Here is a 14059-nt window from a genome sequence, read left to right as displayed (position 1 = left end):
TGCCCGCTCCCGGGTTCCCCGGCGACGGTGTCGGGCCGGGCCCCGCTCCCTCATCTCCGCTGCGGCGGTGGGCCCCCGGGTCCGCTGCTCATCCCGTCGCTGCCGCGGCCCCCGATGAGCCGACCGCTCCCCTCACCGTTCGCGGGCTGATTCCAGGGGGCCGCCCGTTCACGTCGTCCTCGCTGAGGGGTCGAGGAGCCGGTCGCCCACCTCGTCCCTGCCGCTCACCCCGTCTCCGCCGCGGCGGCGCGTAGTCACGGCCGCGTCGTCCGGCGGTGTCCGACGGGCCGTGTCCGTCCTCGGTCGCCCGTAGGGCCGCGCGCGGTGGTCAGAGGCCGGCGGCCTCGCGCTCCTCCGCGGTCAGCGGAGCCCCCTCCAGCCTCGGCTTCAGGGGGCCGGCGGCTGCCGCGAGGAGGACGGTCGGGGTGAGGAGGGCCTCCGGACCGCGTTCCAGGGAGGTCACGTCGGTCAGGCGGCGGGCGATGCGACCGTTGCCGGTGGCCGTGAGCAGCAGCCGGTCCACGTACGCGGCGACCAGCCGGTCCCGCAGCGTGGGCCCGCCCTCCGTCGCCCCCTCGTAGAACACGTCCTGCCCCGTGGCGAGGTCCCATGCCACCCCCACCGGACGGGCCACCGCCTTCTGGATCCGCCGCGCCAGGCCGGCCGTGCCCCATCCCTGACGCCGGATCACCTCCCGCAGGGCGACCGCGCTCTGGGCGGCGACCGCCATCCCGTGTCCGTAGACCGGGTTGTACACGGCGAGCGCGTCCCCGACGACGGCGAAGTTCTCCGGCCGGCGGGACATCCGCTCGTAGAACCAACGCCGGTTCGCGGTGGACCGCGTGAACGCCACATCACCCAACGGCTCGGCCCCGGCGATCAGTTCACCGATGATCGGATGCCGTAGCTCCTCCCGGGCGAACCGCGCGAAGTCGTCGTTGTCGGGAGAGGGCTCGCCGCCCCGCGTCCCGGACAGCATGACGATCCACCGCCCGTCCTCTATGGGCACGAGGAAGCCCGACCGGCCGGGCCCCGGCTGCCGCGCGTCGGCCTGCACGGCGACCACCGGGAAACCCCGCCGGGCCCCCTCGGGCGCACGGTAGACCCGGCTGGCGTACGCGAGACCGGAGTCGATCTCCCGCCGCTCGGGTTCGGGCAGCCCCAGCTCCGCGAGCCAACGGGACGCGCGGGAGGAACGTCCGGTGGCGTCGACGACGAGACCGGCGTCGAGGGTGCGCTCGGTGCCGTCGTCGTGGCGGACCCGCACCCCGGTCACGGCGGCCTCCGTACCGACGAGCCCGAGCACCTCGGTGCGCTCCAGCAGCCCGACCCGGTCGTCGGCCAGCACCGCCGTACGCACGGTCGCGTCCAGCAGATCCCGCCCGGCCAACAGGTTGTGGTGGGACACGGGCCAGCGCCGGTACCACCCCTGCGGCGACAGCACCACCATGTCCGTGGTGACCGCCTGCCGGTGCGCCCCGGCCGCCAGCAGCCGCTCGGTGGTGCCCGGCACCAGCTCCTCCACCGCCTGGACCCCGCCCGACCACAACATGTGGGCGTGGCGCGCCTGCGGCAGACCCCGTCGCGGGCCGGGCCGCTCGGGCAGCGCGTCCCGCTCGACGACCGTGACCTCGTCCACGAACCCGGCCAGGGCCCGGGCCGCGAGCATGCCGGCGAGGGAACCACCGAGCACGACGGCGGACCGGACGGGCTGCGCGGCCGGGCCCGGCCGTCCGGTCCGTGACGGTCTGGAGGACCGGCCGACGGCGGCGGGGCGTTCACTCATGCGCGGGCACACTGCTCTCTGTCGAGGATGTCGCGGATGTCATGGAGGCGGCGGCGAGCGCGCGTACCGCCTCGATCTCGGCGGGCTCACGAAGCACCAGGGACACGGCCTCGATGTCCTGGAGCAGGTCGGCGGGACCGGAGGAGACCGTGAACTCGGGGAAGGCCGTGAACTCGGGGAAGGCCGTACGGCCGAAGACGAGCGGGCCCGACGTGAGCGTGGCCGTCGGACCGCTGTCCGGCGAGCGCCTCCGCGTGGCCACCGCGTCCTGGATCGTCACGGCGGCGGCGAGTGCCTTCGCGCGGCCGGGTTCGTGCCCGAGGTCCAGGGCGGCGTCGTACGCGCGGCGCCGCAGATCCTCGTCGAGGTGGCGGGTCAGCCGGAGCAGGGCGTCCCGGATGAACGTCTCGCGGCGGGTCAGGCGCAGCTCAGGGGTGGCGCGCAGCGTGAAGGGGATGCGGGAGTCGTCGACGGTCCGGGTCAGCTGATACAGGGGCCGCAGTCGCCGGTGGCTCGTCCGCACCCGCCAGCGGTCCTGCAGGTACTGGCCGCCGTGCGGCAGGATGAAGCCCACCGCGATGAAGATGGCCGCCAGGGCGACCACCGGCGGCGCCACATGGGTGCTCAGCCAGTCCAGGTCGTGCCCCGTCCAGCGGGCGACCACCGCCGTCAGCTTCGCGGCGTCGAACACCAGGTTGAGCGCGCAGCCCAGGCCCAGCGCCTTCAGACCGCCGCGCAGCCACAGGTCGAGGCCGTCCGCGCGGACCCAGTTCCGTATCAGCCGGAAGGTGATCAGGCAGGCCGCCGTGTGCGCGACGAGATAGAGCAGGATCTCCTCGCGCATGAAGGGCGTGGTGGCGTAGTACGTGTCCAGGTCGCGCAGCCGCTCGTGGGGGACGTCCGCCAGCGCGAACAGCACCCACAGGACGACGATCACCCCCGCGTACACGGCGACGACCCACCGCATGAGCCGGCGGGTCGCCGGGGAGCGGTCGGCGGGGCCGTTGCGCCAGGCGATGATCAGCAGCAGACAGCACGCGCAGAACGCGGTGATGAGGGAGTACACCCAGGGCGCGGCCACGTTCGGCGCGCCGACGGCCCGGTTGGTCCACGCGATGACCGACGGCACCGCGAACACGAAGACGCAAGCGGCGAGCAGCAGCAGCCCGCCGACCGCCCGCAGCAGCGCGTCCCGCCACAGCTTCACGATGCTGGGCAGCTTGATCACCAGGGCGGCGGTCAGTACGGCCGTGGGGATCCAGAACGAGATGTACAGCTCGCCGAAGAAGTCGGCGGGGCCGAGGGCCCCGGTCGTCGTCGCGGGCACGGCCGTCCCTCTCATCTCCGGTGCCTGCGATAGCCCAGGGATGCTTGGATGGCCTGCCCCACGGGGTCGGCCGGATCAGCCGGAACGGCCGGCCCGCCCTGCCCGGTGTCCACCCAGGAACGGAAGGCGGTCGCGAGCCGGTGGCCGAAGTCCTCGGCCTCCTGCTCGTCGGACTCGTGCGAGCCGTTGCGCGCCGCTATGGGGGTACCCCCTTGCCCGAGCGCGGCCGACAACTCGGGGGAGAGCGGCGGCAGCGCGGACCCGCACTCGCCCGACCGACCCGCCTGCCCCGACCGACCCGCCTGCCCCGACCGGCCCGGCCCGCCAGGCCCACCCGACCCACCCGGCTCACCGGAGAGCACGAGGGCGGCGGCGTCCGCCCCCGGCAGGTGGCGATGACAGTGCCCGGCGTGCATGTGCCACAACTCATGCCCCAGGATGACCAGTTGCTGCACGGTTTCAGCCCGCTCCTCGACGATCACCAGATCGAAGTCGGGGAACTCCATCCACAGCCCGGTCACCCCGATCCCGTCGGGAAACCGCTCGAACCGCAGCTTCACCGGCCGCCCGCCCCGCCGCGCACTCATCTCCGCACACAGGGCTGCGCCCAACTCCCGTACGTCGACGGGCGCGTCGAACCTCCCCCGCACCGCCTTGGTCAGCCCGGCGGTCAGCTTGCGCATCTCGGCGGCGGACCGCGACGGCAGCAGCGCGGCCCGCACCCTGCCGACCACCGCGCGCAGCCCCGCGATCCCCATGACCCGGGCAGCGCCCCCGGCCCGGCCGCCCCCCGTGCCCTCGCGACGGCTCATCGCCGGGCCTCCTCGTCGTCGACGCCGAGCAGCCCTTCGAGCATGACGGCGAGAGCCTCCTGCTTGCGGGGGGTCAGCCGATGGCCGCGCAGCGCGAGCGTGACGACCCCGTGCCGGGTGGCGAACTCGACCAGCGGCCCGTCGTCGTCCGCGTCACCCTCAAGACCCGCCAGTACGCGCCCCAGTTCCCGGTTCAGGACGGTCGCGGCCGGGTCGGTGAAGAACCGGACGCCCTCCTCGATCCCGAAGAACTCCGCGAGTTCGGTCAGATCGGGCACGTTCGGCATCTTCTTGCCGAGCAGCAACTGCCGGGCCCACTCGGGACTGATCGAGAGCCGCTCCGCGACCTCTCTGCAGACCTCACCGGCCCGCTTCCCGCTCCGCGCGACATACGCCTCGTGCAACGCCCGCACTCGTCCGCGCACCCGGTCGTCGACCCGGCCGGCCGCCGGCTCGCTCCCGGCGAGCAGCGCCCGTACCTCGTCCTCACCGAGGGCGGTGCGTTCGGCCAGTACCCGTACGTCGAGGAGACGGCCCCGATCGGAGCCGGTCCCGGCGATACGGGCGTCGAGTCGGGTCAGGGTCTCGGCAAGGCCGTCGGGCAGGGCGGGCACGGGCCGACCCTACGTGCCACGGATCGTCGGCACCACGAGAATCCAACGATCGTTGAATTTTGACGAACGATGGTTGCCCGCCTCGGTACGGGCGACAGGCGCCGGTCCTCGACCGCCTCGCCCCATTGACTCGCCCTGACTTCGACCATAGCGTCCCGTTCGGCTCAACGATCAACATCCGTAATACCGAACGTCGCATACCGAACGCCACATAGTGACGCCGATCGAACACCGAACATCGAACACCGAAGGGGCCGCCCTCGATGACCCGCACCGCCCGCTTCACCCTCGACCCCGCTTTCAAGGTCGGCGAGGTCAATCCACGACTCTTCGGCTCCTTCGTCGAACACCTCGGCCGCTGTGTCTACACAGGGATCTACGAGCCGGGTCACCCCACGGCCGACGACGCGGGCCTGCGCACGGATGTGCTGGACCTGGTACGGGAGTTGGGCGTCACCACGATCCGCTATCCCGGCGGCAACTTCGTCTCCGGCTACAAGTGGGAGGACTCCGTCGGCCCCGCCGAGGACCGCCCCCGCCGCCTCGACCTCGCCTGGCGCTCCACCGAGACCAACCGCTTCGGCCTCTCCGAGTACATCGCCTTCCTGAAGAAGGTCGGCCCCCAGGCCGAGCCGATGATGGCCCTCAACCTCGGCACACGCGGAGTCGCCGAGGCCCTCGAACTCCAGGAGTACGCCAACCACCCCGCCGGCACCGCCCTCTCCGACCTCCGTGCCGCCCACGGCGACAAGGACCCCTTCGGCATCAACCTCTGGTGTCTGGGCAACGAGATGGACGGCCCCTGGCAGACCGGCCACAAGACGGCGACGGAGTACGGCCGGATCGCCGCCGAGACCGCCCGCGCGATGCGTCAGATCGACCCGAGCGTCGAACTCGTCGCCTGCGGCTCCTCCAGCCAGTCCATGCCGACGTTCGCCGAGTGGGAGGCGACGGTCCTGGCGGAGACGTACGACCTGGTCGACTACATCTCCCTGCACGCCTACTACCAGCCCGAGGACGGCGACGTCGACTCCTTCCTGGCCTCCGCCGTCGACATGGAGTCCTTCATCGAGAACGTGGTCGCCACCGCCGACCACGTGGGCGCGAAGCTCAAGTCCAAGAAGAAGATCAACCTCTCCTTCGACGAGTGGAACGTCTGGTACATCTCGGAGTGGCACGCGATCGAGAACTCCGGCGCGCGGGACTGGGCGGAGGCCCCGCGCCTGCTGGAGGACAACTACAGCGTCATGGACGCCGTCGTCTTCGGCTCCCTCCTCATCGCGCTGCTCCGGCACGCCGACCGCGTCACCGTCGCCTGCCTCGCCCAGCTCGTCAACGTCATCGCCCCGATCATGACCGAGCCGGGTGGTCCGGCCTGGCGGCAGACGACGTTCTTCCCGTTCGCCCAGGCCGCGAAGTACGGGCGCGGGGAGGTGCTCGACGTACGGGTGGACTCGCCGACGTACGAGACGAAGAAGTACGGCGAGGCGGATCTGCTGCACGCGACGGCGGTGCGGGCCGAGGACGGGTCGGTGACCGTGTTCGCGGTCAACCGGGGTCGTACGGACGCGCTGCCGCTGGAAGTCGCCCTGAACGGGCTGGAGTTGACGCGGATCGTCGAGCACAGCGTGCTGGCCGACGCGGACCCGGACGCGCGGAACACGCTGGCGGAGCCCGAGCGGGTCGCTCCGCGGGCGGGGGAGGGCGCCGTGCTTCGGGAGGGTGTGCTGAGCGTGGTTCTCGAACCGCTGTCGTGGAATGTGATCCGGCTCGGCTGAGGGCCCGGATCGTCTGGCGTCTGGCGTCTGGCGCCTGGCGTCTGGCGCCTGCCGGGTGCGGGTTGGCGGTGGGTGCTCGCGCGGTTCCCCGCGCCCCCGAGGGGCGCGGGTCGGCTGAGGCGCGGAGCCATCGCCCGTCCGCGTGGTCGACAATGTGCCCATGAGGATCTCGGCACGGGCGGATTACGCCGTACGCGCGGTACTGGAAGTCGCCGTACGGCAGGACGGCGGGCCGGTGAAGGCGGAAGCCATCGCAACCGTGCAGGAGATCCCGCACAAGTTCCTCGAGGGCATCCTCGGGGACCTGAGGCGCGCCGGCCTGGTCACCAGCCGGCGGGGTGGCAGCGGCGGGTACCAACTGGCCCGCCAACCCGCCGCCATCACCGTCGCCGACGTGATCCGAGCCGTCGACGGGCCCATCGTGTCGGTACGGGGGGAGCGGCCGACCGGGCTGACCTACACCGGGTCCGCCGAGCCGCTGCTGCCGCTGTGGATCGCGCTGCGGGCCAATGTGCGCCGCATCCTGGAGGGCGTCACGGTGGCCGACCTCGCGGCCGGCACCCTGCCCGAGCCGGTGAAGGGCCTGGCGGCGGAGCCGACGGCCTGGGAGAACCCGTGAACCCCTAGGGCCCTTCTGTCCGGCGGACGGCTGCACAGGATCGTTACCTCGCGCTAAGCCTGTCCTCAGCTTGCTCTCGTAGTGTTGCCCCACGGTCAATCCCTACTTAACCGGTGGGAAAGACAGGGAAGACCTGCGACGGAAGCGGAAGACGGGACAAGGAAGAGATGCGGACGCTGGTACTGCTCGCGCTGGCGGGCCTGGGTGCCCAGCTCGTGGACGGCAGCCTGGGCATGGCCTACGGCGTGACCTCGACGACGCTGCTGCTCGCCATGGGCACCAACCCGGCCGCCGCCTCGGCCACGGTGCACCTCGCCGAGATCGGCACGACCCTGATGTCGGGCGCCTCGCACTGGCGGTTCGGGAACGTGGACTGGAAGGTCGTCGCCAGGATCGGCGTACCGGGCGCGGTCGGCGCGTTCCTGGGCGCGACCGTCCTGTCCCACCTCTCCACCGAGGTCGCCGGGCCGGTGATGTCGCTGATCCTGCTCGGCCTCGGCCTCTACGTCCTGTCCCGCTTCACCCTGCGCGGCCTGCCCAGGGAACGCCTCGACCGGCCCCTGCGGAAGCGGTTCCTGTCCCCGCTCGGCCTGGTCGCCGGCTTCCTCGACGCGACCGGCGGGGGCGGCTGGGGCCCGGTCGGCACCCCTGCCCTCCTCGCCAGCGGCCGCATGGAACCCCGCAAGGTCATCGGCTCCATCGACACGAGCGAGTTCCTCGTCGCCGTCTCCGCGAGCCTGGGCTTCCTCTACTCCCTCGGCTCGCAGGGCCTCGACTGGGCCTGGGTGGCCGCGTTCCTGCTGGGCGGGATGGTGGCCGCGCCCATCGCCGCGTGGCTGGTCCGCCTGGTCCCGCCGAGGGTGCTGGGCTCGGCGGTGGGCGGCGTCATCATCGCGACGAACGTCCGCACCCTGCTGAAGAGCGACTGGATCGCGGCGTCGAGTGCGCTGAGCACCGTGGTGTACGTCGCCGTGTACGCCCTGTGGGCGGCGGCCCTCACGTACTCGATCCGCGCCCACCTCCGGGAGAAGGCGGCGGAACCGACGGCCGAGGAGCGGCAGCCGGTGACGGTGTAGGCACGGGCGTATCACTCGGAGCGCCGCTGCCGTCCCCTGGGCCCGGGGATCCGTCACGGTCTCCGCTCCCCGGGCCCAGGTGCCGCCCCGGGGGCGCCAGACGCTCTCCACGCCCACGATGATCGTCGCCCTGCGACCGTCGGAGACGCTGCTGCCCGGCGCGGTGAATGTCAACAGACCACTGGACGCACCGCCGCCGCCGTCGTCGTCGGTGGCTGACAGCCATCACCGGGGCTGTGTCCCGACGCGCAAGAGCAGCAGGTCGAACTCGGGACCGTCGGGCGTGTTGCGGTACGGCCCCGCGTACTCGTAGCCGAGTCGGGCGTACAGGTCCTGGCCGCGATGGTTGGAGGGCAGGGCGAGGAGGGACGACCAGGACGGGGCGATGGCCTTGAGGTTCTCCCGAGCGGGGACCAAACGGGGCGTGCCATTTCGCGTGCCAGATCCTGCGGGGAACGACGGGGAGTGGCCACGGTGCGGCTGGGGCCCCGACACCACCCCGCCGCAGGTCAGCGCAGCAACAGCCGTCAGAAGACCCGAGCTTCCCAAGCCCGTGGCGTGTTTGGGGACGTCGAACCGCTGTGGGTGGTTCGGGCGTTAGGGCCTCGGGGAGAGGTCGGAGTTTCTACGCTGGTCTTTACGGAGCCGCACGGGTCGGGGGATCGGATGAGTGCTGAGAGTGTGCAGTCGGTGGCCAGGAGGACCAGCGGCACCGTCATCGCCGGGGACAGCGCCAGGGTGCAGCCGTGAGCGAGGAACCCGCAGCGGCACACGCCGCAGGGCCGCGATCCGTTGCCGCGGCCGGCAATGTTGGCGTAGCCATCACCGGTGACGGCGCCCAGGTGGTGACCTTGCCGGCCGAAGCGGTGCGCTGGGCCCAGGAGGTGCAGGCACCGCCAGGGGCCGGGAACCTGCCAGGGTCGGCGTCGGGGGTGTTTGTTGGCCGGATGCACGAACTCACCACACTGCGCGTGCTCCTGACCGATGCGGGGGAAGCCGCCGTCACCCAGATGACGCGGACGCGGGCGATCCACGGACTGGGCGGGATCGGCAAGACGACTCTCGCTCTGCACTACGCCCACACCTACCGCCGCGACTACACCCTGGTGTGGTGGATCACCGCCGAGACCACCGAGCAGATCGTCACCAGCCTGGCGAGCCTGGCCATGCGGCTGTGTCCGCAATGGGCCCTCACCGCAGGCGGGCCGGAACGCGCGGCGTGGGCGATCCTGTGGCTGCAGTGGCATCCCGGCTGGCTGCTCGTCTTCGACAACGTCGAACGCCCCACCGACCTGCGCCACTACCTCGGCACCCTCCCGGACGGGCACCACCTGGCCACCAGTCGCAAAGGCACCGGCTGGCACACCATCGCCCCCACCATGCCCCTGGGCCTGCTCGACGCCGACACCTCAGCCGAGCTCCTGTGCACCCTCGCCCTCGGCGGGCAGCACACCCCCACACCGCAACAACACCGGCAGGCGCAGGAACTCGCTGCCGAACTCGGCTACCTCCCCCTGGCGTTGGAACAAGCCGGCGCCTACCTGTACGAGACCGGTACCGGCCTGGGGGACTACCCCGCCCTGCTCGGCCGTGTCCTGGACACCGCCCCGGAAGGCATCGACCCGCAACGCACGATCGCCCGCATCTGGCAGCACACCCTGACCGCCATCCACACCCGAAACCCACTGGCCGTCACTGTGCTGCACACGCTCGCCTGGCTGGCTCCGGACGACATCCCCCGCCACCTCCTCACCCCGCTGGCCCCTGACCCGGTCGATCTGCGCGAGGCGCTGGGCGTACTCCATGCCTACAACATGATCTCGTTCTCCGCCGACCGGCAGAGCGTCAGCGTCCACCGCCTGGTGCAAACCGTCCTACGCAGCCCTACCACTGAGGCCGACACCTACCCTCCAGGCCGACAAGAAGCAGAGCACCTGGCCCGGCAGGCCCTCCTCCACCAGGACACCGACGACACGCCATGGGAACGTCTCCTACCGCACCTGTTGGCCCTCGTCGCCACAACGCCGCCACACTGCCCGCCATCAATTCAGACCGCTGACACGTACGAGACGGCGGCGCGGTACCTGTATCGGCAGGGACGAGACGCCCACACCATCGCCTTGCGTACAGCCACCCTCACCCAGCGCGAGCAGATCCTCGGCGACACCCACCCCAGAACCCTGACCAGCCGCAACAACCTCGCCGCCGCCTACCGGGCGGCCGGAAACTTGGCACGCGCCATCCCCCTGTACGAGACCACCCTCACCCAGCACGAGCAGGTCCTGGGCGACACCCACCCCGCCACCCTGACCAGCCGCAACAACCTCGCCTACGCCTACTGGGCGGCGGGAGGTCTGGGGCGGGCCATCCCGCTGTTTGAGACCACCCTCGCCCAGTGCGAGCAGGTCCTGGGCGACACCCATCCGCACACCCTGAGAGGCCGCAACAACCTCGCCTCCGCCTACGAGTCGGCGGGGGATCTGGGGCGGGCCATCCCGCTGTACGAGACCACCCTCACCCAGCGCGAGCAGGTCCTGGGCGACACCCACCCCGCCACCCTGACCAGCCGCAACAACCTCGCCTACGCCTACTGGGCGGCGGGAGGTCTGGGGCGGGCCATCCCGCTGTTTGAGACCACCCTCGCCCAGTACGAGCAGGTCCTGGGCGACACTCACCCGGACACCCTGAGAGGCCGCAACAACCTCGCCGGCGCCTACGAGTCGGCGGGAGACCTGGGGCGGGCCATCCCGCTGTACGAGACCACCCTCGCCCAGTGCGAGCAGGTCCTGGGTGACACCCACCCGGACACCCTGAGAGGCCGCAACAACCTCGCCGGCGCCTACGAGTCGGCGGGGGATCTGGGGCGGGCCATCCCGCTGTACGAGACCACCCTCACCCAGCACGAGCAGGTCCTGGGCGACACCCACCCGGACACCCTGACCAGCCGCAACAACCTCGCCAGCGCCTACGAGTCGGCAGGGGATCTGGGCCGGGCCATCCCGCTGTACGAGACCACGCTCACCCAGTACGAGCAGGTCCTGGGCGACACCCACCCGGACACCCTGACCAGCCGCAACAACCTCGCCCACGCCTACGCGTCGGCAGGGGATCTGGGCCGGGCCATCCCGCTGTACGAGACCACCCTCGCCCAGTACGAGCAGGTCCTGGGCGACACCCACCCGAAGACCCTGACCAGCCGCAACAACCTCGCCGGCGCCTATCAGACGGCGAGAGACCTGGAGCGGGCCATCCCGCTGTTTGAGACCACCCTCGCCCAGCGCGAGCAGATCCTGGGCAACAGCCACCCCGACACCTTGATCAGCCGCAACAACCTCGCTGGCGCCCGCAAAGCTGCGGCAGTTGTACAGCAGCCAGATACAACAACCCCAGCGGCCGCCCCCGACCATCAACTCCCCTCAGACATTCCAGAGCAACCGGTATGACCGTCCCCGACCGATCTCTGTAGAGCAACGGATCAGAAGGCTCCTGACATCCATGGTTGCCACCAACGACGCCGGACGGGTGCGCACACCAGCGTCTCTGCCTGGCCGTCGCACCAGTCGGTGGCAGAAGCGGGAGCAAGCTCGGATCGAACTCCTAAAGCGGGTGTCGCAGGCTCGCGGTCCGTAGCGCCAGCTGTGTCACGCTCCGCACCAGAAGCAGACTTCGACTCCGGGGTGCCCGTACTTCTGCGTGCCACAGCGGGTGCAGGTAGGCCGACGTGGACGGGCTGTGGGGGCGTAGGGGCCAGGTCTACCGTCGGGAGTCTGCCACTGCACGAACTCATTGACTCGATCTGCGTAAGGGCTCGATACGAAGCGAGGTTCGGTGGGCGGGGCTTCACGCCGTCGGCGAGCATCATCCAGTGCCTGCTGGATCTCCCGACGGATGCGAGCAGCTTCCTCCGCACGATGCAGCCGCCACCTTCTGTGAAGCATGAGAACGCAGCCAGTATCCGCTGTGCCGAACAGGACCGCTGGACCAAAGTAATCAGCGTGAGCGGTCCATCCAAGCCCCACAAACACTGACCAGGTCCCGCCGTAACCGGCGAGGTCTCTCCTCGGCACGGTCGTCATCCCGGCCCCGCTGGTGCGGCCGTTTCGCTCGACTCGGCTGAGGGCCGCCGGGGGCTGGGGACGGTGACCGGAAGGCCGAGGCGAGCCGCTTGTCCATCTCCAGCCGGAACGGTCCGGATGTTTTTCCCGCCGGTGCACGGGCTCGCCCGGTGCGCGGGCACCGGGCGAGCCCGCTCGCTCGGTCTGCGGGTTCACTCGGTCCGCGGGCTCAGTCGTCGAAGACGATGTCCTCGATGTCGTGGGTCCAGCGGACCTTGCTGTCGTTGACCTCGATGATGAGGTCGAGGCCGGTGCTGGTGTGCCCGGTGGAAAGGATGGTGAACGTGTCGGCCTTGCGACGCAGGAACTCCACGAAACCGCCGAGGCCGGGGTCTCCGTCGTTCAGCAGCACGTACTCGCCGAGCCGCCGGTAGAACTTGGGCAGGATGACGTCCTTGCTGACCTCCGGAGGGCCCACGACTACCGTGGGCTTCTGAGTCTTGTCGAGCGGCCACAGACCCTCGCCGTTGGCCTGGGCCTTGTGCACGGTCGCGGTCATGTCGTTGCGCAGGTCGGGGAAGAGGGACCGGTAGAAGGTCGGGTAGACGAAGCCCTTGGCGAGCAGCTTGTGGTTGACGGTCTCGTGCAGCATGGCCGGCGTGAAGAAGACGTTGCCGTCGGCATCGGCGTCGGGCCCTGCTCCGGGCCCGGTGAAGGCGATGCAGCGGCCGAGCGGGTCACCGCCGCGGGTCAGGACGTATCCGCGGACGGCGGCGGGGTTGGTGGGGGCCTTGACCTTCCCGCTCGGAGTGCGCTGTACGGGGTCGAACCCGAGGAGGCGCAGCAGTTCGGCGGCCGCCCCTTCGGCCTGCGCCTTGGGCTGGTGCAGCACGCCCCCGCCGACGAAGGGGGGATCGAAGTGCGTCTCCAGGGCATCGATGCCCTCCAGACGCAGATTGGCTCCGCCGGGGCCGCGGATCTGAATGGGAACCGGGCCGGGGATCGTGTCCCACACCGCCGGGTCGTCCGGGTAGAACCGGACCGTGTCCCCGTCGGGGCTCGTCCCCACGATCCGGAATTCGCCTTGGATGCGTGTGTACGGCATGAGGGGGCCTCCTCACGGACGCCTGGTAGCGGCCAGAAATGCGCGGACGGACGCCGCACGGCCACTCCTCACTATGCGTCCGCGGCGCCCGGGGGTCCTGTTGGCGGTTCAACGTCTGCGAAGGGAGACGTTGAACATCCCAAGCTGAGGGCGCCCGCCGCATGCCCGGGCTAGAGATGGGCTAGAGAAGGTCCCGCCAGAAGAGGGCCGTCGCTCGCGGGCTCCAACCCTCGTCGACCTCGCCCCGCGCCTCGTCGAACTCCTGATACATGTAGTCGGCCAGGTCCAGGCCGTAGTAGATGATGTCGGTCTGCCACATCGAGAGCACCGGATGCCCGGAGCTTCCCCGGCCCGCAGGCAGGTATCGGTGGGCATACACGGGCACCAGCACCGGCGCCTCCGCCAGATGATGCCGCGCCGTAGCCAGTGCCGCCGTCCCGTCGGCTGGACGCTCACCCCAGCCCTCGTACCAGAACCCGTTGTGCTCAACGTCGAGCAGAACACCCTCGACCGGCCAGTCGAGCTGTCGACGCAAGCTGTCCAAATCGCCGCCGCGCCACTCCGGCCAGGGCCTGGACCAGGTCTGCCCGTCCTCGGGAGGGACGTTGACCGGGAGCCCGGCCGCAAGGAATGCTCGGTGGTCGTCCGCGAACTCGAAGCCGTACTCGCACTCGATGCGCGTGAACTCGGCGTCCGTCAGCCCCGGATCGAACTCGTAGAGGCCTGTCTGTGCCAGGCGACGTGCGGCCTCCGCACCCAGGCGTACTCCCTCATTGCTGATCACCGCCGCACGCTAGCGCCGACCGCAGCCATCCGTCACCCGAGTTATGCGGGGGCTCCGTCTCGGTTTCCGTCCCATTCGGCAGTGTTCACGCTCGTTGAAGGGA

The 14059-nt window shown here is 70.8% G+C and carries 11 protein-coding genes; 4 read left to right on the top strand and 7 right to left on the bottom strand.

All coding sequences use genetic code 11. The features are described from left to right. Window positions 1-328: 328 nt before the first annotated feature. Genes OG202_RS15805 through OG202_RS15790 form a run of 4 tightly spaced genes read right to left on the bottom strand, consistent with a single transcriptional unit; the run spans window position 329 to window position 4539 of the window. Entirely contained in the window at window positions 329-1786 is a 1458-nt protein-coding gene (locus OG202_RS15805) for an NAD(P)/FAD-dependent oxidoreductase (protein ID WP_327729896.1), read from the bottom strand. Continuing rightward, a complete protein-coding gene (locus OG202_RS15800; protein WP_328222948.1) occupies window positions 1779-3128 on the bottom strand; it encodes an MAB_1171c family putative transporter in 1350 nt (449 codons plus the stop codon). The genes OG202_RS15805 and OG202_RS15800 overlap by 8 nt, the downstream gene beginning before the upstream one ends. Continuing rightward, window positions 3125-3925: a toxin-antitoxin system, toxin component gene (locus OG202_RS15795; RefSeq protein WP_405893580.1), complete on the bottom strand. Its 801-nt coding sequence runs from the start codon at window positions 3923-3925 to the stop codon at window positions 3125-3127. Before OG202_RS15795 ends, OG202_RS15800 begins: the two co-directional genes overlap by 4 nt. Further along, entirely contained in the window at window positions 3922-4539 is a 618-nt protein-coding gene (locus OG202_RS15790; protein ID WP_326583051.1) for a transcriptional regulator, read from the bottom strand. The genes OG202_RS15795 and OG202_RS15790 overlap by 4 nt, the downstream gene beginning before the upstream one ends. A gap of 263 nt (window positions 4540-4802) precedes the next feature. Here OG202_RS15790 and arfA point away from each other — a divergent pair, with 263 nt between their 5' ends. The 3 genes from arfA to OG202_RS15775 all read left to right on the top strand — a co-directional run bounded on the left by arfA (window position 4803) and on the right by OG202_RS15775 (window position 8012). After that, on the top strand, window positions 4803-6317 hold the full coding sequence (arfA, locus tag OG202_RS15785) for an arabinosylfuranosidase ArfA (RefSeq protein ID WP_328222947.1): 1515 nt from the start codon (window positions 4803-4805) through the stop codon (window positions 6315-6317). Between the two features lie 160 nt (window positions 6318-6477). Then, the gene (locus OG202_RS15780; RefSeq protein WP_326583053.1) at window positions 6478-6936 is read left to right on the top strand and encodes an RrF2 family transcriptional regulator; all 459 of its coding nucleotides are present in this window, start codon (window positions 6478-6480) and stop codon (window positions 6934-6936) included. A 167-nt stretch (window positions 6937-7103) separates the two neighbouring features. Beyond that, window positions 7104-8012: a sulfite exporter TauE/SafE family protein gene (locus OG202_RS15775; RefSeq protein ID WP_326583054.1), complete on the top strand. Its 909-nt coding sequence runs from the start codon at window positions 7104-7106 to the stop codon at window positions 8010-8012. 225 nt (window positions 8013-8237) lie between these two features. On the opposite strand, the gene OG202_RS15770 is transcribed toward OG202_RS15775, so the two are convergent. Continuing rightward, entirely contained in the window at window positions 8238-8429 is a 192-nt protein-coding gene (locus OG202_RS15770) for a hypothetical protein (RefSeq protein WP_328222946.1), read from the bottom strand. Between the two features lie 530 nt (window positions 8430-8959). Between OG202_RS15770 and OG202_RS15765 the strand changes: the two genes are divergently transcribed. Next, a complete protein-coding gene (locus OG202_RS15765; RefSeq protein WP_328222945.1) occupies window positions 8960-11455 on the top strand; it encodes a tetratricopeptide repeat protein in 2496 nt (831 codons plus the stop codon). Window positions 11456-12296: 841 nt separating this feature from the next. On the opposite strand, the gene OG202_RS15760 is transcribed toward OG202_RS15765, so the two are convergent. Together OG202_RS15760 and OG202_RS15755 are read right to left on the bottom strand one after the other, a co-directional pair. After that, on the bottom strand, window positions 12297-13172 hold the full coding sequence (locus OG202_RS15760; RefSeq protein ID WP_326583057.1) for a nuclease: 876 nt from the start codon (window positions 13170-13172) through the stop codon (window positions 12297-12299). A 181-nt stretch (window positions 13173-13353) separates the two neighbouring features. Then, window positions 13354-13956, bottom strand: coding sequence for a hypothetical protein (locus OG202_RS15755; RefSeq protein ID WP_327729901.1), 603 nt, complete (start codon window positions 13954-13956; stop codon window positions 13354-13356). Between the last annotated feature and the right edge of the window lie 103 nt (window positions 13957-14059).

The sequence above is a fragment of the Streptomyces sp. NBC_00310 genome, assembly GCF_036208085.1.
Lineage (GTDB): Bacteria > Actinomycetota > Actinomycetes > Streptomycetales > Streptomycetaceae > Streptomyces.
Note: the sequence above shows the minus strand (reverse complement) of the source record. Positions and strands in the feature narration are given on the sequence as shown.